Origin of the sequence: Mesorhizobium sp. LMG17149 (assembly GCF_024518695.1) — a bacterium.
Lineage (GTDB): Bacteria > Pseudomonadota > Alphaproteobacteria > Rhizobiales > Rhizobiaceae > Mesorhizobium.
The window spans coordinates 171,997-189,051 of record NZ_JANIFL010000006.1; the positions used below are offsets into that span (position 1 = coordinate 171,997).

The 17,055-nt window shown below is 65.1% G+C and carries 17 protein-coding genes and 1 pseudogene; 5 read left to right on the forward strand and 13 right to left on the reverse strand.

Going from position 1 to position 17,055, the window contains the following annotated elements:
- Positions 1–15: 15 nt before the first annotated feature.
- Both dinB and NP945_RS15630 read right to left on the reverse strand, forming a co-directional pair.
- Entirely contained in the window at positions 16–1,263 is a 1,248-nt protein-coding gene (dinB, locus tag NP945_RS15625) for a DNA polymerase IV (RefSeq protein ID WP_127372074.1), read from the reverse strand.
- A 117-nt stretch (positions 1,264–1,380) separates the two neighbouring features.
- Entirely contained in the window at positions 1,381–1,797 is a 417-nt protein-coding gene (locus NP945_RS15630) for a helix-turn-helix domain-containing protein (protein WP_127271661.1), read from the reverse strand.
- A 103-nt stretch (positions 1,798–1,900) separates the two neighbouring features.
- Here NP945_RS15630 and NP945_RS15635 point away from each other — a divergent pair, with 103 nt between their 5' ends.
- On the forward strand, positions 1,901–2,500 hold the full coding sequence (locus tag NP945_RS15635; RefSeq protein WP_256746855.1) for a dihydrofolate reductase family protein: 600 nt from the start codon (positions 1,901–1,903) through the stop codon (positions 2,498–2,500).
- A gap of 24 nt (positions 2,501–2,524) precedes the next feature.
- Here the strand turns inward: NP945_RS15635 and NP945_RS15640 are convergent, their stop codons facing one another.
- The 5 genes and pseudogenes from NP945_RS15640 to NP945_RS15660 form a co-directional block, all read right to left on the reverse strand.
- Positions 2,525–3,268, reverse strand: coding sequence for a 2OG-Fe(II) oxygenase (locus NP945_RS15640; RefSeq protein ID WP_256746856.1), 744 nt, complete (start codon positions 3,266–3,268; stop codon positions 2,525–2,527).
- Positions 3,265–3,819: a methylated-DNA--[protein]-cysteine S-methyltransferase gene (locus NP945_RS15645; protein ID WP_127272377.1), complete on the reverse strand. Its 555-nt coding sequence runs from the start codon at positions 3,817–3,819 to the stop codon at positions 3,265–3,267. The genes NP945_RS15640 and NP945_RS15645 overlap by 4 nt, the downstream gene beginning before the upstream one ends.
- Positions 3,820–4,140: 321 nt before the next feature.
- On the reverse strand, positions 4,141–4,350 hold the full coding sequence (locus NP945_RS15650; RefSeq protein ID WP_256746857.1) for a hypothetical protein: 210 nt from the start codon (positions 4,348–4,350) through the stop codon (positions 4,141–4,143).
- An 18-nt stretch (positions 4,351–4,368) separates the two neighbouring features.
- Entirely contained in the window at positions 4,369–5,484 is a 1,116-nt protein-coding gene (gene ada / locus NP945_RS15655; protein WP_256746858.1) for a bifunctional DNA-binding transcriptional regulator/O6-methylguanine-DNA methyltransferase Ada, read from the reverse strand.
- A 155-nt stretch (positions 5,485–5,639) separates the two neighbouring features.
- Positions 5,640–6,087: pseudogene (locus NP945_RS15660) on the reverse strand (ester cyclase).
- A 249-nt stretch (positions 6,088–6,336) separates the two neighbouring features.
- Here NP945_RS15660 and NP945_RS15665 point away from each other — a divergent pair.
- Positions 6,337–8,454 (forward strand): EAL domain-containing protein, encoded by a 2,118-nt coding sequence (locus NP945_RS15665; protein WP_256746859.1) that lies wholly within the window; start codon positions 6,337–6,339, stop codon positions 8,452–8,454.
- 54 nt (positions 8,455–8,508) lie between these two features.
- On the opposite strand, the gene NP945_RS15670 is transcribed toward NP945_RS15665, so the two are convergent.
- Positions 8,509–8,703: a hypothetical protein gene (locus NP945_RS15670; RefSeq protein WP_164748793.1), complete on the reverse strand. Its 195-nt coding sequence runs from the start codon at positions 8,701–8,703 to the stop codon at positions 8,509–8,511.
- Between the two features lie 293 nt (positions 8,704–8,996).
- Between NP945_RS15670 and NP945_RS15675 the strand changes: the two genes are divergently transcribed.
- On the forward strand, positions 8,997–9,710 hold the full coding sequence (locus tag NP945_RS15675) for a 3-keto-5-aminohexanoate cleavage protein (protein ID WP_127269269.1): 714 nt from the start codon (positions 8,997–8,999) through the stop codon (positions 9,708–9,710).
- Here NP945_RS15675 and NP945_RS15680 read toward each other — a convergent pair.
- From NP945_RS15680 to NP945_RS15690, 3 genes are read right to left on the reverse strand one after another with little or no spacing between them, the layout of a single operon-like run.
- Positions 9,707–10,888, reverse strand: coding sequence for a serine hydrolase (locus tag NP945_RS15680; protein WP_256746860.1), 1,182 nt, complete (start codon positions 10,886–10,888; stop codon positions 9,707–9,709). The genes NP945_RS15675 and NP945_RS15680 overlap by 4 nt on opposite strands.
- 3 nt (positions 10,889–10,891) lie before the next feature.
- The gene (locus NP945_RS15685) at positions 10,892–12,493 is read right to left on the reverse strand and encodes an ABC transporter substrate-binding protein (RefSeq protein WP_127269268.1); all 1,602 of its coding nucleotides are present in this window, start codon (positions 12,491–12,493) and stop codon (positions 10,892–10,894) included.
- A 55-nt stretch (positions 12,494–12,548) separates the two neighbouring features.
- On the reverse strand, positions 12,549–13,682 hold the full coding sequence (locus tag NP945_RS15690; protein WP_256746861.1) for an FAD-binding oxidoreductase: 1,134 nt from the start codon (positions 13,680–13,682) through the stop codon (positions 12,549–12,551).
- A gap of 135 nt (positions 13,683–13,817) precedes the next feature.
- On the opposite strand from NP945_RS15690, the gene NP945_RS15695 reads away from it, so the two are divergent.
- Positions 13,818–14,435, forward strand: coding sequence for a helix-turn-helix domain-containing protein (locus tag NP945_RS15695; protein WP_256746862.1), 618 nt, complete (start codon positions 13,818–13,820; stop codon positions 14,433–14,435).
- 126 nt (positions 14,436–14,561) lie between these two features.
- Here NP945_RS15695 and NP945_RS15700 read toward each other — a convergent pair whose 3' ends face one another.
- On the reverse strand, positions 14,562–15,557 hold the full coding sequence (locus NP945_RS15700) for an ornithine cyclodeaminase family protein (protein WP_256746863.1): 996 nt from the start codon (positions 15,555–15,557) through the stop codon (positions 14,562–14,564).
- Positions 15,558–15,684: 127 nt separating this feature from the next.
- Here NP945_RS15700 and NP945_RS15705 point away from each other — a divergent pair, with 127 nt between their 5' ends.
- Positions 15,685–16,146, forward strand: coding sequence for an Lrp/AsnC ligand binding domain-containing protein (locus NP945_RS15705; RefSeq protein WP_023813853.1), 462 nt, complete (start codon positions 15,685–15,687; stop codon positions 16,144–16,146).
- Here the strand turns inward: NP945_RS15705 and NP945_RS15710 are convergent.
- The gene (locus NP945_RS15710) at positions 16,143–17,042 is read right to left on the reverse strand and encodes a LysR substrate-binding domain-containing protein (RefSeq protein ID WP_127271872.1); all 900 of its coding nucleotides are present in this window, start codon (positions 17,040–17,042) and stop codon (positions 16,143–16,145) included. The two genes, NP945_RS15705 and NP945_RS15710, sit on opposite strands and share 4 nt — an antisense overlap.
- Between the last annotated feature and the right edge of the window lie 13 nt (positions 17,043–17,055).

Sequence of the window (17,055 nt, forward strand, 5' to 3'; positions counted from 1 at the left end):
CCGGCGGTCCCGGGTTCACAGTTCCTTCTCCGCCAGCTCCCTGAATTCGTCGGGAACCGAGCGCGCGGCCTCCAGTGCCACCGTGCCGTAGCCGACCGCCTGTTTGCCGAAGCGTTCGCGGATCTTGTCGATGGCGCGGTCGGCGTCGAAGCGTGCCAGGCCTTTTCGGGTGCCGGGCCGGCGTTTCTCGTCGGCGAGGCCGAGCGGCAGTTCGAGCTGCAGCTCGAAGCTTTCCTCAAGATGCGACACCGAGATCGCCAGCAGCGAGATCGTTCTTTCGTGGGGGTTGTCGGCGAGGACGCCGCGCACCAGATCGCCGGCGATCTCGGCCAGCATCGCGGTCGCCGAGATCGGCTGGTCAAGCGTGATCGAGCGCGTGACGGCGCTGAGATCGGCAAAGCGCACGCGTACCGTCACCGTGCGGCCGGGCCGCGCCTTGGCGCGCAGCCGGCTGGCGACACGGTCGGCCAGATGCAGCAGAGTGGGCACGATGATCCGCGCTACGGCGGGTTTTTGGCCCAGCGCCGATTGGGCGCCGGCCGAATGCGCGCGGCTATGCGTTTCGAGCTTTCGCGGGTCGCGGTTCCATGACAAGGCGGCGAGCTTTTCGCCGGCGGCGGGACCGAGCAGCCGCGTTAGCGCGCCGCTGTGCGTCCTGGCCAGCTGGCCGATGGTCTCGACGCCGATTTCCGCCAGCCTCGCCCTGATCGCCGGGCCGACGCCCCACATCAGCCCGACCGGCAGGTCGTGCAGGAAAGCGAGCTCGCTGCCGGGGTCGACCACCACCAGCCCGTCGGGTTTTGCCACCTGGGAGGCGATCTTGGCCAGATGCTTGGTGCGCGCCACGCCGATCGAGATCGGCAGGCCGAGTTCGGCCCGCACGCGGCGGCGGATGGTCGTTGCGATCTCCTGCGGCGAGCCGAACAGATGCGTGCAGCCGGCGACGTCGGCAAACGCCTCGTCGATGGAGATGCGCTCGACCACCGGGGTAAAATCGTCGAGCACCTTGATCGCCGCGTCGCCCAGCCGCTGGTAGTGGCTGAAATTGCCGCCGACGAAGATCAGCTGCGGGCACAGCTCACGCGCCTTGCGCCCCGGCATGCCGCCGCGCACGCCGAAGGCGCGGGCCTCATAGGAAGCGGCGAGCACGACGCCGCCGCCCACCGCGATCGGCTTGCCGCGCAGCGACGGATCGAGCAACTGCTCGACCGAGGCGTAGAAAGCGTCGAGATCGGCATGCAGGATGGTGGCTGTCGTTTCCATCCCGACCGCACATCACAGTTGCTGATAGAATTGGAACAAATAAAGAACAAGCACGGGTCGTTGTCAAGCGAGGGGCGATTTGTGCAGCAACAGCCAAGCCAGTTCGAGCGCAATCACCTAGACAATATGCTCCGCCCGCAGCGCCGCCTTCATCCGTTCCAGTTCCGCCTCGCCACCCGCCGCCAGTTCTTCGGCAATCCGCGCCAGCCTATCGTCGGCCTTGCGGTGCTTGCTGCCCCAGGCGCCGAGCGTCGCCAGCACCGGCAAGAGGTCGATACCTGCCTCGGTCAGCCGGTAGACCGTTCTCAAGCCATGCGTCGGGTCGTCGCTTCTGGTGAGGATGCCTTCCTCCTGAAGCGTCTGCAGTCGCTCGGCCAGCGTGCGCGAGGAGATGCCTTCGTCGGATTGCAGGAATTCGCGAAAGTGCCTTTTGCCGGCGAAAGCCATGTCGCGGATGATGAGCAGCGTCCAACGGTCGCCGATCAGTTCGAGCGACAGGTTGATCGGGCAGTCGGATTTTTCGCGCGTCGACATCTATGGTTCCGTTTTTAAATCACTTTACTATTGACATCGTTTTGGCCTTGCGTCAACGGTTCCAAATGTAAACTATTTTGCGATGGCCGTGAGGAGAATGACGGTGAAAAAGCTGGTCCTGCAGATGCAGATATCGGTCGACGGCTTTGTCGGCGCCAACGAGGACCATTCCTGGCAGCTCTGGGAGTGGGGTGACGAGAGCGCCTGGGACGATGCGCTGAAGCAGGACTTCAACGCTGTCTTCGCAGGCGTCGATACCATCCTGCTCAGCCGCAAAATGGCACAGGAGGGCTACCTCACCCATTGGGGCACTGCGGCGAAGAAGTTTCCGCACGATCCGTTCTACGCCTTTGCGCAGCGCATCGTCGACGCCCGCAAGGTGGTGCTCAGCAACAAGCTCAAGCAATCGGCCTGGGGGCCGGCTTGGGAGCGCACCAGTGTGGCCAGCGGCGACCTGCCGCGCGAGGTCAACGCGCTGAAGACGGGCGAGGGTGGCGACATTGCCGTGTTCGGCGGCGCCGGTTTCGCGTCAGCGCTGATCGCGGCCGGGCTGGTCGACGAGTTCCAGCTGTTCGTCAACCCGGCGGTGCTGGGGGCGGGCCGCCGGGTTTTTGATCAGGGCGGTTTTAGGAACCTGCGGCTGCTCGGCTCGAAGGCCTATGCCTGCGGCATGGTGGTCAGCCGTTATGCACCGGCGGGGTGAGGGGAACCTCCATCTTCTCTCTGCTCACTTCGCATCGTGGAAAATAATCCCTACCGTGTGGCGCATGCCTGAGCGCAGCCGGCTGACGCCGTGGCGCAGATTGACGCGGTAGTTGCCTTTGGTGCCCTGCACCGGCCGGTTGTGGACGGCGAACACAACGGCGTCGCCCTGCCGCAGCGGCACCACTTCGACTCGGCTCTGCATGCGCGGGCGCTGCTCGGTCAGCGCGAACTCGCCGCCTGTGAAATCCCGGCCCGGTTCGGAGAGCAGGATCGCCACCTGCAGCGGAAAGGCGAGATCGCCATAGAGATCCTGGTGCAGGCAGTTGAAGTCGCCAGGCACATATTGCAGCAGCAGCGGCGTCGGCCGTGTCTGGCCGGCGGCATGGCACTGCTCGAGAAACGCGGCATGCGTCGTGGGATAGCGCATGGCCTGCCCCATGCGCTCGTTCCACCGATTGGCGACCTCGGCCAGCCTGGGATAGAGCGCGCTGCGCAGGCCACCCAGGAGGTCGGGCAAGGGATAGCGGAAATAGCGGTACTCGCCCTTGCCGAAGCCGTGCCTGGCCATATGGATGTGGCTGCGGAAATGCTTCTCCTCGGGATAGAGGTCGGCGATCTGTCGGCACTCTTCGGGCGACAGCAGCTTTTCAATCACCGCGCAGCCGAAGCCGTCCAGTTCGGCGGCAAGGGCGGGCCAGTCGTAATCAGCAACACGTGTCTGAGCAGCTTCAACCGCCGATGCGGCAATTTTGGCATGGGCATTCATATCGTAGCCTCCTTGTAGAGCAGGGCGCGCTTGCGCTCGACGCCCCAGCGGTAGCCCGACAGCGTGCCGGCGGCGCGGACAACACGGTGACAGGGAATGCCCAGCGCGATTGCATTGGCCGCACAGGCCGTCGCCACGGCGCGGGCGCCGTTCGGCTGGCCGATATGCCGGGCGAGCGCGGTGTAGGTGATGGTGCCGCCGCACGGGATGCCTCGGAGCGCCTCCCACACGCGCTGCTGGAATGGCGTGCCGTGGCGCAGGTCGAGCGGCAGGTCGAAGCCGACGCCGGGCATTTCGATGAAGCGCGCGATTGCCGCGAGATCGTCGCGCAGTGCGGCCTCGTCCTTGGCCAGTATCTTGCCTGGGAAGCGGTTGGCGAGATCCTGCTCCAGTGTGTCGGCATCCGAGCCGATCAGGATGGCGCAGACGCCGATATCGCTGCGCGCCGCCAGGATTTTGCCGATGGGGGATTCGCCGATGGCATAGGCGATGGTGCCGAGGGCGGCGACGTTGCAGGCGGCCATCGGCATAGTGGTTTGTATAAGGTTCATTGCCTTCACTCCTTTGTTTGTGGCTGAACCCTAGCCACGGTGTCGGCCGTGTCTCACTCCGGTGCTTGCTTTCAAATTCAAATCTGCCTGAAAGGCGCAAAGGTAGGTGCTCTATGGCGCCCTCCTCTGTCCTACCGGACATCTCCCCCACGGGTGGGGAGATTGGCTGTCACCACCGCCTTCGCCAATCTCCAACGTTGCAGGACGAGAGCCGGCGCCGGAACTGCCAATCTCCCTCCTTGTGGGGGAGATGTCCGGCAGGACAGAGGGGCGCGCCATAGAGTGCTGATTTTGAACCGCCCGCACTTCAGCCAAGCATGCTCATGCCACACGCGTGACCGACACTTCGCCGAGCACGAATACCTCACCGCTCAGCAGCCGCAGCTCGATGTCGCCGGTTGCGGTGTGGTTCCACTCAGCCTTACCCTCATCGACAAGTCCGCCGATGGCAGCCATGACTTGGGATTTCGCCTTTTCGGCGCGTTTGCCGGCGGCGGTCCCATCGGTGACGTTGTCATGAGATCTTGCCATCGCGCGCATGCTTGGCCGTCATCTCCGCGCGGATCGGTAGGCGCTGTCAGATTCGCCGGCCTCACGCTCCAGCAGCGCGCGTTTGCGCTCCGCGCCCCAGGCATAGCCGGACAGGGCGCCATCCCTGCGGATCACGCGATGGCAGGGAATGGCGACGGCAGGGTTGTTGGCCGCGCAGGCGGCGGCGATGGCGCGGGTTGCCTTCGGCGCGCCGATGCGCTGCGCGATCTCGGCATAGGAAACCGTGCGGCCGACGGGGATGTCTTGTAAAGCCTGCCAGACACGCTGCTGGAAGGCGGTGCCGCGCACGTCGAGCGGCAAATCGAGACCGAGCGCAGGAGCCTCGACGAAACCGACGACGCGGGCGACCAGCGCCTCATAATCGCGGTCGCCGCCGATCAGCCGTGCTCTGGGGAAACGGTCCTGCAGATCGCGCACCAGCGCGTCGGGATCGTCGCCGAGCAGGATCGAGGCGACGCCCTTTTGACTGGACGCGACCAGGATGGTGCCGAGCGAGGTCTCGCCGACGGCGAAGCGGATCTCTTCATCGGCGCCGCCGGCGCGATAGCGCGTCGGCGTCATGCCGAGCATGCCAGTGGATTTCTCGTAAAAACGTCCGCTTGAGTTGAAACCGGCATCGTAAATCGCCGTCGTCACGCTGGCGCCGTCTTCCAGGCCCTGGCGGACCCTGGCGGCGCGGTGCGCGGCGGCATAGTCCTTCGGCGTCAGCCCGGTGGCCGCCTTGAAGATACGATGGAAATAACCGGCGCTGCGGCCGGCAGCATCAGCCAGTTCAGCCAGCGATGGTTCTTCCTCGCTCTGCTCGATCCTGCGGCAGGCAGCGGCGACCATCGCCGCGTTGCCGGCCTCGAGCGACGGGCCATCCGGGTCGCAGCGCCGGCACGGGCGAAAGCCGGTGGCCCTGGCCTGATCGAGCGTATCGTGCAATTGCACATTTTTCGGATTGGCGCGCCGAGACGGGCAGGAAGGCCGGCAATAGACGCCGGTTGTTGCCACCGAATACCAGAATGCGCCGTCGGCCGACTTGTCGCGCGCGACGATTCGTGCCCAGCGCGGATCGTCGGCGACTTGCAGCGGCGCGGATTTCAGATTTTTCGCCAGGGTAATGAACATGGCCGGCATTGAAGCCGCAGGAAGCCGGTCTCGCCACCCGTTTCCTGACGTTCTCGCAACTCTGATCGAGGCCTATGAGGACAAGCACTATCCGATCGAAGCCGCCGATCCCGTTGAAGGTGGGCCATCGCCTGGACGGCGATAGCCCTTTCGAATCAGGCGACCTTGATCAGACCGAGCTGGGTGAGGGCGGCGACGCCGTCATCGAGGCCGATCTCCTCGACGATCCTGCCGTCGACCACCTTCAGCACCGTGGTGCCGGTGAAACGCATCGTGCGGCCGGTGGCGGCCGGCAGCGAGCCGGCGAGGAAATCGCCGAAGGCCGGGCCGGTATGCGTGCCGCCGCCCTCCCACTGGCCGACGACATAGTCGCCCTCGGCAATCAGGTCGGCCGTGGCCCAGAAGTTGAGGTCCGGGAAGGGCGCGGAAGCCGCTCATGAAGGCCTTGATGTCGTCGCGGCCGCGGCGCGGCTCGTGCAGCGAGTATTTCAGCAGCATGTCGGGTGCCGCGATGTCGTCGACGACGGACAGGTCGCAGCTTTCACCCCAGAAGTCGGTGAACCATCTGACGACGACGGCCTTGTTGTCTTCTTGTCTGGTCATTGGAAGATCCTCTTGTCTCTGCAATGTGATCATCGGCGCCGCCGATGATCCGGGATCACCGGATTGGCCGATGACCTGGAGCCATGACTAGGAACATCCGGCCGATGCGAAACTCCGGTTCTTGCCGGCCAATCGAAGAGCAGAGGCGGCAGGTGAGGAGCCAACAAAGCAGCCCGCCATCGCCGTGGTAACTGTTTCTTCTCTGGTTTTGCCGCAGATTGCCCTGCGGTGGAGCAGGCGAAGCAGACGATGGCGCGTCAGGGCAAGAAAAGTCGCAATGGAACGTTCTGGGCCAAGGCCCTGGAGCGCGCCCATCTTGGTGTCTGGGACTGGGATCTTGTAACCGGCGACTGCTTCTATTCCGCGACCTGGGCGCGGATGCTGGGCTACGATGAGAGCGAACTTGCCAACACCAGCGACCTGTGGCTGCAACTGACCCATCCCGACGACCGCGAGCGGGCGCTGGCCAGCGGCGACCGCCACATTGCCGGCCTGACCGACGCCATCGAGACCGAATTGCGGCTGAAGCACAAGCAGGGACACTGGGTGTGGGTGCTCGATCGCGGCGGCGCCGTCGAGCGCGACGCGATGGGAAAGCCGCTCAGGCTGATGGGTGTGCAGACCGACATCTCCAAGCAGAAGGCGGCCGAAGCCGAACTCGAGCAGGTCAATGTGCGCTTCCGCCTGGCGCTTGCCGCCAGCGGTACCGGCATCTGGCACCACGACCTCGCCACCGGCAAAAGCTATTGGGACGAACGCACCAGGGAGATTTTCGGGCTTGTCTCCGACACCGCCGAAGTCGAGCGCGACCACTGGTTCGGCTATCTGCATCCGGACGATAAGGAGGCCGCGTCGCGCGCGCATCTGGTGCCGCTCGAAACGGACAAGGTCACCGCCGTGCAATACCGCATCGTCCGGCGCGACGGAGAGGTCCGGCACATAGAATCCCTGCTGCGTTTCATCGCCGACCCGCAAATCCCGGACCGCCGGCTGGCGGGGCAGATCCTGGGCACGGTGCGCGACATCACCGAAGACAAGCAGCGCGAGCAGGAGCTTGCCTATGCGGCCCGCCATGACGCGCTCACCGGTCTCTTGAACCGCGCCGCGTTCGACCGGCTGCTGGCCGATCACATCGCGGCCCCGCAGTTGCTGCCGCTTTCCGTGTTCTACGTCGATCTCGACTACTTCAAGGCGCTCAACGATTTTGCCGGCCACGCGGCCGGCGACCTGGCACTGAAAAGCGTCGCCCTAGGCATTCTGGGCTGCCTTCCCCCGACGGCGCATGCCGCGCGCCTGGGCGGTGACGAGTTCGCGCTGCTGATGCCCAATTGCAATACGGCGCAGGCCGGGCGGCTGGCCGACGCGGTACTTGCCGCGGTTCGCGATGCCGAACTAGGATCGACGGCCACGTCGCGCAAGCTGGCGGCCTCGATCGGCATCGCTTTCGTCGATGACGCCAACACGACGGTGGCCGACGCGCTGGCCTGCGCCGACGACGCCTGCTACGCGGCCAAGGCCGCCGGGCGGAACCGATTTGCCGTCTTCTCCACCGATACGGCATCGGGTTCTGGCGGCCTCAACGCGGCGCGCGTCGTCGCCGATACGGTCGATGCCATGGAAGACGGAAGGCTGAAGCTGTTTGGCCAGGAAATCCATCTTCTGGGCCGTCCCTGGCTGGAAAGCCGCCATGTCGAAGTGTTGGCCAGGCTCGCCGCCCGCAACGGCCGGCTGGTGCCACCCGGCGAGTTCATTCCGGTGGCCGAGCGGTTCGGCATCGCGTCGCGGCTCGACCGCTGGATCATCCGCACCGCGCTGTCGCGGCATGGTGCCGCCTTGCGTTCGGGGGTGTTGACGCTTGGCTTCAATCTGTCGGCGCAGACGCTGAGCGACCCGCAGCTTTGGGACTTCGTGGACAACGTCATAGAAGAAACCGGGGCGCCGCATTCGGGCATCGGCTTCGAGATCACCGAAACCGCCGCCGTCACCAATTTCGACGCCGCCGAACAGTTTGTGCGCAAGGCGCGCGAGCGGCGCTGCCGGGTCAGCCTCGATGATTTCGGCGCCGGTATGAGCTCGTTCGAATATCTCCGGCGGTTCCCCGTCGACACGATCAAGATCGACGGTTCCTTCATCGAACACATCACGCAAAGCCGTTTCGACCGCGAGATCGTGCTGGCCATCACCAGCATCGCCCGCAGCCTCGGCTGTGACGTGGTCGGCGAGAAGATCGAACAGCAGGACACGCTGGCCATGTTGAGCGACATGGGCGTCGCCTTCGGCCAGGGATTTTTGCTGCACCGGCCAGAGCCGCTGGAACGAATTGTCGCGCGTGCGACCAAGGGAGCGACGGCCCGCAAGGCATCGTGATCCGGGTGCGGCGAGTTTCAGGCCAGGCCGAACTGACCTGAAACTCGCCGCATTCTATCCGGTTCGCCGCGCCGTCGATTGCGGAAACTCCAGCACTCCAGCCTCGGGTCGCCTGTGCTGCGCTTCCGTCACCGCTTCGATCAACAGATCGAGCGCTTCACAGGCCGCGCGACTCGTCTCGTCGTTGCCTTGCAGATAATGATAGGCTCGTTCGAGGTGGATGCGGGCGGCTGAAAAATCGCTGGTCAATGGTCCCTCCATGATCCCGCCCTAGAAGACCTTGCCGGAGACGAGGGAACGCCGGGTAAATATCCACAAGCGGCTTTTATTCAAATGCCGCCGAATGTTGCGGGGAGGCGCGCGGCGTTGATGCTGCCAATCTCCCCCCGTGGGGGAGATGTCCGGCAGGATAAAGGGGGGCACTGTCCTGCCGACCTGAACAATCAGATTTTCGATCTGTTTCGCAGCCTGCACGCCTGATGAGATTGGCGGCTTCACCGCCGCGTGATTAGACTGTCAACTTCCTGCGCAAGGTGAGACCGATGATCGTCCAGGCCTGCATCAACGGCGCGCGCGTGCGCGATTTCCACCCGAAGCTGCCGCTGACTGCCGAGGCAATGGCCAGCGATGCGGCAGCCTGCGTCGCCGCTGGAGCGGCCGAACTGCACATCCATCCGCGCGGCACTGACGGGCGCGAAAGCCTGGCAGCCGTCGACGCCACCGTGCTGGCGGTGCGCCGGACCTGCCCGGGAACACTGGTCGGCGTGTCGACCGGCGCCTGGATCGAGAACGACGTCGAGCGGACCCGCACGGCGATCGCCGGCTGGCGAGACCTGCCCGACTATGCTTCGGTCAACCTGTCCGAACCGGATGCGCCCGCCGTGATGGAACTGCTGCGCCAGCGTGGTGTCGGCATCGAGGCGGGGCTTGCCGTCGTCGCCGATGCCGAGCGCTTCGTAGCGCTTCCCGGCCACGACCAGGTGCTGCGCATTCTGATCGAGATCGACATCCCGGACCTGTCCGCTGCACTCGACGAAGCGCATGGCATCGTCGCCGTGCTCGAGCGCGCCGGGGTACGGCGGCCGATCCTGCTGCATGGCGTCGATGCAACTGTCTGGCCCTTCGTCAAGGTTGCGCATCGCAAGCGCTGGTCGACACGGGTCGGTCTGGAAGACGGCAATACGCTCGCCGATGGAACTGTGGCGAAGGACAACGCGGCGATCATCGCTGCCGCCGTGGCGATCTTTCGCGGCTAGTTTTCCAGAATGATCCTGATCGCCTTATCGACCACCGGATGGAGGCCACTGGCCTGGAAGGACAGCCGGTTGCCGGAGCCGACATTGCTGGTCATGGCGATGGTCAGGCCGGACAGCGGGTCGTGCAGCATCACGGCGACGTAGCCGGGGATGCTGCCCTGGTGGCCGTAGAAGGCGCGATCGGCGTAGGCGCTCTGGAACATGCCGGCGCCGGTCTCGCGCATGCGTGTGCCAGGGAAACTTGCCGGCACGCGGTGTTCGAACATCTCGGCGAAGAACGGCGGCGACAGCAGCTTTCCGGAAAAGAGACCACGCATGAAGCTCACCATATCGGACGGCGTCGACACCATGTCGCCGCAGCCATAAGCGGCGCCGAACGGGAAGGAATCGGAGGAATCCTGCAAGTCGTCGGAGTAGGGCAGCACGCCATCCATGCGCCACATCTCGCCGCCCGAGGCGATGTCGGTGGGCGCATTCGCTGGCGGCGGGGGGCGGTGGTAGTAACCACGCACCATCGACTTTTCCGGAAAGGTTTCGGTGGCCGGCGACCAGGTGTTTGTCAGGCCGAGCGGGTGCAGCACCGCGCTTCTGACATAACCGCCCAGCGACTGGCCGGAGACAGCCTCGATCACCATGCCGGCCAGAACATAGCCGGTGTTGTTGTAGACGGCGGGCCCGCCCGGCGCCTTCTGCTTGTCGGAAACGAAGGCTATGTCGACCAGCTGTTGCGGCGTCCATTGCCGGCTCGGATCCATCGGAATGTAATATTCGAACTCGGGCAGGCCACTGCGGTGGTTGATCAGCTGGCGCACCGAAATGTCTTCTGCTCCCGGGAGGTCGGGAAACCAGGAGGCGATCGGCGCGCCGAGGTCGAGCTTGCCGTCCTGAGCGAGCTTGACCAATGCGGCGGCGACGAAGGTTTTGGTGCAACTGCCGATCTTGAACAGGCGGTCGGGCGAGACGGCAATGCCATGCTCCCGGTCGGCGAGGCCGGCAGTGAGGGCGGTTGGTGCGGCGCCTGTGGAGTAGGCGAGCGAGGCGCCTACCGCGCCATCGGTGAGATAGGTTTTGAGGAGAGCGTTGAGGTCTTCACGCATGGATTCTGCTTTCGCCGCCAAATTGCTGGTTTCATAGGTGTCGGTGCGTCCCCGGGCCGAGCCCGAGGGCAGGGTCGCCAAGCTTCACTCCGCCATATCGACGGCGGCAAAGTTCTGCCGGCCGAAGGGGTCGAGCACGTAGTTGAGCACGCTCTTGCGGATCGGGATCGCCACCACCGAATGGGCGATCGGCGCCACCGGCACCTCGACCTTCAGGATCGCTTGCGCCCTGGCGTAGATGTCGGCGCGCTGTTTCGGATCGGCGGCGACGCGGCCGTCCTGCAGCAGTTTCTCGAAGGCCGGATCGCACCAGCGCGAGCGGTTGGAGCCGCCCTTCACGCCGTCGCAGGACAGCAGGTAGCTCAGCATGTTGTCGGGGTCGCCATTGTCGCTGCTGCCGCCGAGCAGGTAGGCGTCCTGTTCGCCCGCCGCGGTGCGCTTGAGATATTCGCCCCATTCAAAGCTGACGATCTCGGCCTTGACGCCGACTTTCGCCCAGTCGGCCTGGATCATCTCGGCCATGCGCTTGGCATTGGGATTGTAGGGCCGCGATACCGGCATCGCCCACAGGCTGATTTTCAGGTCGCTCTCGTGGCCGGCTTCCTTCAGCAGCGCCTTCGCGCCATCCGGGTCATAGTCGATGCCGGCGTCGGTGACGGCCCCGATCTGCGCCGGCGGCACGACGCTGCCGGCGACCGTGCCGGCGCCGGCATAGACGGCGTCGACGATCGCCTTGCGGTCGACGGCCTTGGCCAGCGCCATGCGCACGCGCACATCGCCGAGCGGCTGGTGTTCGACATTGAAGCCGAGGATGCCGATGTTCTGACCCTTGAGGTCGAGCACGGTGATGTCGGGATCGGTGCGCAAATCGGCGACGGCGCTTGGCGGGGGCGGGGCGGCGACCTGGCACTCATTGGCCTTGAGACGCTCGACGCGCGTGGTCGGTTCGGGCGTAACGGCGAACACCAGAGTGTCGATCTTCGGCGGGCCGCGCCAATAATCCTTGTTGGCGGCGTAGCGGATCTGGCTGTCGGGGACATAGGCCTGCAGCACGAACGGGCCGGTGCCGACGGGCTCGCTATCGATCAGTTCCGGCGTGCCGGCGGTGACCATCTTTTCGGTCTGCTCCAACGACAGGATAGAGAGATAGTCGAGCGCAATGCCGGGCAGGAAGGTGACGTTGGCCGCCGTCAGCGTGAAGCGCACGGTGTGGTCGTCGACCTTGTCGATCTTGTCGATCAGCGAGCCCATGCCCAGTGCGTTGAAGTACTCGTAAGCGCCGCCGCCGAACTTGTGGTAGGGATTGCTGGCGTCGCGCTGGCGGTTGAAGGTGTACAGCACGTCGTCGGCATTGAACTCGCGCGACGGTGTAAAGTGGTCGTTCGACTGGAATTTCACGCCGTGGCGTAGGTGGAACGTGTAGATCTTGCCGTCGGCTGAGACCTCCCAGCTTTCGGCCAGCGCCGGCCCGACCTCGGTGGTGCCAGGCTTGAACTCGACCAGCCGGTTGAAGATCGTCTTGGCGGCGGCATCCATGGTGGAGTCCGCCGTGCCGATCGCCGGGTTGAAGGTTTCGGGATTGGCTTCCGAGCAATAGACCAGGGTTTTGGCGTAGGCCTGTCCGCCAAGAAGGACGGACGAGGCCAGCAAGGACGAGCTAAGGACTGCGCGCAGAACGGATTTCATCGCAAACGCTCCTGATGACACTTTACGGGTTGAGGGAAGGGCAGGCCGGTGAAGTTCATGGCGTCGCCGCCGGGGTGATGAAACGGTCGGGCGCAAGCGCGGCGGAGGTGATACCGCGTGCCGTGAGATCGTCCGGCAGCGGCTGGCCGCGCAGCAGCGCCGCACCCAGCCGCGCCAGCGTCAGCGACACCTGGAAGCCGTAGCCGCCCTGGCCGCCGAGCCAGAAGAAGCCGGGCAGGCGCGGGTCGAAACCGATGACCGGCGTGCGGTCGGGCGAAAAGGTGCGCAGGCCCGCCCATGGCGTCGACGGACGGCCGATGCGCAGCGACGTCGCCTGTTCGATGCGGTCGACGGCGATGGCGACGTCGATGTCTTCCGGATAGGCGTCGCAGGGTTCGGAATCGGTCTCGTCGGCCAGCGAGCCGATCAGCCTGCCGGCATCGGGCTTGAAGTAGAATTGTTCATGCAAATCGACCACCAGCGGCCAGGCGCTGATGTCGGTGCCGGCGGGCGGATCGAAAAGGAAGGCGGTGCGGCGCTTCGGCCGGAAGCCGAGACCGGAGAGACCGGCCAGCCCGGCGACGACATCGACCCAGGCGCCAGCGGCGTCGACGACGATGTCGGCCTGGTAGGCGCCGGCATTGGTGGTGACGCTGAAGCCATTTGCGACGCGGGAAATCTCCAGCACTTCCTCGCCGGTGCGGATCACGCCGCCGCCGGCCTTGAGCGCGGAGGCTGAAGCTGCAAGCATCTTTCCCGTGTCGACATCGAGCGCGCCGGGTTCATGCACGCCGCCGCAGGTGGTTGCCGTGGCGATGACCGGCACCAGCGCGGTGACTTCTGCTGCTGACAGGCGCCGTACGCTCGGCACCAGCGCCTGCATCTCGGCCGCCATGCGGTCGACGGCTGCACTGTCTTCGACACCGCCGACGTGCAGCGCGCCGCGCCGGTGGGCGGCGAAGCCGCCATCGATGATCGCCTGCCGGCTGGCCAGCGACAGCGCCCGCACCAGCGCATTGCCATAGGTTTCGGAAAACAGCGCCGCGGAGCGGCCGCTAGCGTGGTAGCCGAGATGCGGCTCGCGCTCGAGCACGGTGATCTCGGCCCAGGATTGCACGGCCGCCGCCAGCGAAAGGCCGGCAATGCCGCCGCCGATGACGACGATTTTTTGGAGAGACTTGGACTGCATGTCCTAGGGGTAGAAATAATTTTGTATCCAGTCAATATTTAGCGTATAAGAAAATTGTTAGCGTTGTTGATGGCGGCAGGGAGTTGGACTACCTAGGGTGAAGAAGCGGCTCAGTGGCCGCGCCAGGAGCTGACGATGTCGGAGCAACCGAACCTCGGTGATTGTCTGCGCGGCTTGAGGAAGACGCATGGCTGGACCTTGCAGGAGGTCAGCACGCTGACCGGCGTCGCGGTGTCGACGCTGTCCAAGGTCGAGAACGACCAGATGTCATTGAGTTACGACAAGCTGCTGCAGATCTGCGAGGGGCTGGGCATCCATGTCACCGAGCTGCTGAGCGGCGACCGCAAGCAGCCGTCTGCGCGCACCCGCCGCTCGGTGACCTCTCAGTCCAACACGCTGCGCCAGCTGACCCGCAATTACGATTACCGCTATCTGGCCACCGATCTGGTGCGCAAGCGCATGGTGCCGATCCACGCCTATGCACGCGCCCGCACGCCGCAGGAATTCGGCCCGCTGACCAGGCATGCCGGCGAGGAATTTTTGATCGTGCTCAAGGGCGAGATCGAACTGCACACCGACCAGTACGCGCCGGTGCGGCTGAAACAGGGCGACAGCGTCTATATCGATTCCACTATGGGTCACGCCTACCTGTCGGTGGGCGAGGGCGACGCCGAGATGCTGTGCGTCTGCTCCGGCGACGAGCCTGACATGGAGGGCGCGCTGCTGAGCGTGCTGGAGACGGTGGAGGGGTAGGGGCTGGTCCCAACCCTCCACGTTGGTGCCGCCCCTCATCTGGCTGCCGCCATCTTCTCCCCGTAAACGGGGAGAAGGACGATCCTATCGACGGGCGGCGCTGGCTCCAACAATTGAGCGGCTCCGCTACAGCGCAACTACACGTCCCATTCCCCGCCGAACCGCCTCGCGGTAGGCGAGGTCGGCGGCCACCATGTCTTCCATGGCGACGCCCATGGCCTTGTAGACGGTGACCTGATCGGCGCTGACCCGTCCCGGCCGCCGCCCGAGCAGCATGTCGCCGAGCTCGATTCCGGCTTTCGGATCAATGCCCGCCAGTTCGCAAGAGCCGACCGGCGTCGGGGCAAAGGCGTCCCTGGTCTCGACGAACAGGCTGGCCCGGCCAATAAGCTCGACCGGCAACTCGCCACCGGGCGGTGCGACGCCAATCGACGAGACATGGGTGCCCGGCCGCACCCATTCGGCCGAGATCACCGGCGCATAGGAATGCGTTGCCAGGCAGACGACGTCGGACGAACGCACCGCGGCCTCTATATCGGCGACGGCAACGACGCCGGGATGTTGCGCGGCAAGCGCCTGCGCATCGGCGAATTCCTTCGAGACGACGCGGATCTCGGTGAAGTCGCGCACCAGCGGCAGAAGATGCAGATGCTGGCCGGCCTGCACACCGGCGCCGACCACCGTCGCGACCTTGGCGCCGCGGCGGGCGAGTTCACGCACCGAAAGCACGGCCGAGCCGGAGGTGCGCACGGCGGTGATGTAGGTGCCGTCCATGACGCAGACCGGCATGCCCGTCTGCGGGTCGAACAGATGGATGGTGGCGAGGTGGCTGGGGATGCCTTTGGCGACGTTGCCCTCGAAGACGTTGACGATCTTCACCGTCAGATGCATGCCCGCTATCCATGCCGACATCGCCAGCGAATAGCCGGCCTGCGGAACATCGAGCTGCGGCCGTGCCGGATTGACCACCTTGCCGCCGGACAAGGCCTTGAAGCCGCCAGCGAGCACGTCGAGAAGCTGGCGCAGGTCGATGCAGGTTTTCACCTCGGCCTCGCTCAGGATGAGTACGGGCATGTCACCCTTGGCCTGGGCGCTGCGGGAGATCGATATCGCTGATGTCATGGGATCCGCTTTCGTTGTCGGTTGCACGACAACGGTATTGCGGTCTGGGAGCGTGATGAAATATACTGCTTTTGCTATTTTGGCGTGATTATCACGTTTCTTCTGGTCAAAAAGTGTGAATCCTGAAATGGACGATCTCGACCGTATCGACCGCTCGCTGCTGCGTTTGTTGCAGGAGGACGGCCGCCGCACGACGCTCGATCTGGCGCGCCGGGTCGGTCTGTCGCCGACGGGGGCGACGCAGCGCGTCAAGCGGCTGTTCGCCGAAGGCTTCATTCGCGCCGTGCGCGCGGTGCTCGATCCTGCTCGGATCGGGCAGGCGCAGCTCGTCTTCATCGAGGTGCGGCTCGACCACACGGCGCCGCATGTGTTCGACCGCTTCGCCGAGGCGGTTCTGCGGGCGCCCGAGATCATCGAATGCCACATGGTGGTCGGCGGCTTCGACTATCTGGTCAAGGCGCGCATCGCCGACATGGCGATGTTCCAGGATTTCCTGCAGCGCGTCATCCTGCCGCTGCCCGGGGTGCGGGAGACACACACCTACGCTTCGATCGCCAATGTGAAGCCCGACGCCTTGCTGCCGATCTAGAGCGGCGGCCTTTCTCCCGCATCCAGCAACCATTGCCGCACGGCTTGCGTCGGCTCGGGGTGGCGCTGTTTTCTCGGCATCACGACATAAAAATCCTGCGTGCCGCGCATTTCGCCGCTGACGGGCTGAACCAGGCGGCCCGTGGCGAGATCAGCGGCTACGAGGAAGCGGCTGGCCAGCGCAATGCCCTGGCCGGCGACGGCCGCGTCGATGGCCAGGCCCGTCTGGTTGAAGCGCATCCGTTTCAATTCGGTCGTCATCTTCAGGCCGACCGCTTTCTCCATGAATTCCGGCCACAGATTGTGGGCATCGTGCAGCAGCACATGGTGCTGGATTTCGGAGGCTGCGATTTCAGCAACACCTTCCGGCAGCAAGGCCGGGCTGCAGACGGCGACGATCTGCTGGGGAAACAGCAGGTCGACGATCAGCCCAGCGCCGAAGGGCGGGCGGCCTTGCCTGACCGCGATGTCGACGCCATCGGCTTGAAAGCTCGATAGGCTCTCGCTGGCCAGCACGCGCAAATCGACCAGCGGGTTGTGCGCGACGAAGTCGTGCAATCTCGGGATCAGCCATTTGGTAGCGAAGCTCGGCGTCACGCTGATCGTCAGCCGCGCCGGCTCGGGACGAAGCAGCAGCGTCGCCTCCGAGATCAGGTCGAAGGCGCGGCGGATATTGGGGACATAGGCGCGGCCCTCATCGGTCAGCGCCAGGCCGCGCGGCAGCCGCTCGAACAGCTTTGTGCCGAGATCGGCTTCCAGCCCGCGAATGTGCTGGGCGACCGCCCCTTGCGTGACATTGAGCTCTTCGGCGGCGATGCGGAAGTTGAGATGACGCGCCGAGGCTTCGAAGGCGCGCAGCGCATTCAACGGCGGCAGGCTGAGGAAGGCTTCGGGCATGCAGGAGTTTTTC

What these genes read in the sequence shown, in the direction of transcription:
- NP945_RS15665 (WP_256746859.1), top strand. Translation starts at nt 6,337, where the DNA reads ATGGCGCGTCAGGGCAAGAAAAGTCGCAATGGAACGTTCTGGGCCAAG.
- ada (WP_256746858.1), bottom strand. Translation starts at nt 5,484, where the DNA reads ATGTTCATTACCCTGGCGAAAAATCTGAAATCCGCGCCGCTGCAAGTC.
- NP945_RS15640 (WP_256746856.1), bottom strand. Translation starts at nt 3,268, where the DNA reads ATGAATGCCCATGCCAAAATTGCCGCATCGGCGGTTGAAGCTGCTCAG.
- NP945_RS15650 (WP_256746857.1), bottom strand. Translation starts at nt 4,350, where the DNA reads ATGGCAAGATCTCATGACAACGTCACCGATGGGACCGCCGCCGGCAAA.
- NP945_RS15675 (WP_127269269.1), top strand. Translation starts at nt 8,997, where the DNA reads ATGATCGTCCAGGCCTGCATCAACGGCGCGCGCGTGCGCGATTTCCAC.
- NP945_RS15645 (WP_127272377.1), bottom strand. Translation starts at nt 3,819, where the DNA reads ATGAACCTTATACAAACCACTATGCCGATGGCCGCCTGCAACGTCGCC.
- NP945_RS15690 (WP_256746861.1), bottom strand. Translation starts at nt 13,682, where the DNA reads ATGCAGTCCAAGTCTCTCCAAAAAATCGTCGTCATCGGCGGCGGCATT.
- NP945_RS15695 (WP_256746862.1), top strand. Translation starts at nt 13,818, where the DNA reads ATGTCGGAGCAACCGAACCTCGGTGATTGTCTGCGCGGCTTGAGGAAG.
- dinB (WP_127372074.1), bottom strand. Translation starts at nt 1,263, where the DNA reads ATGGAAACGACAGCCACCATCCTGCATGCCGATCTCGACGCTTTCTAC.
- NP945_RS15710 (WP_127271872.1), bottom strand. Translation starts at nt 17,042, where the DNA reads ATGCCCGAAGCCTTCCTCAGCCTGCCGCCGTTGAATGCGCTGCGCGCC.
- NP945_RS15705 (WP_023813853.1), top strand. Translation starts at nt 15,685, where the DNA reads ATGGACGATCTCGACCGTATCGACCGCTCGCTGCTGCGTTTGTTGCAG.
- NP945_RS15630 (WP_127271661.1), bottom strand. Translation starts at nt 1,797, where the DNA reads ATGTCGACGCGCGAAAAATCCGACTGCCCGATCAACCTGTCGCTCGAA.
- NP945_RS15700 (WP_256746863.1), bottom strand. Translation starts at nt 15,557, where the DNA reads ATGACATCAGCGATATCGATCTCCCGCAGCGCCCAGGCCAAGGGTGAC.
- NP945_RS15685 (WP_127269268.1), bottom strand. Translation starts at nt 12,493, where the DNA reads ATGAAATCCGTTCTGCGCGCAGTCCTTAGCTCGTCCTTGCTGGCCTCG.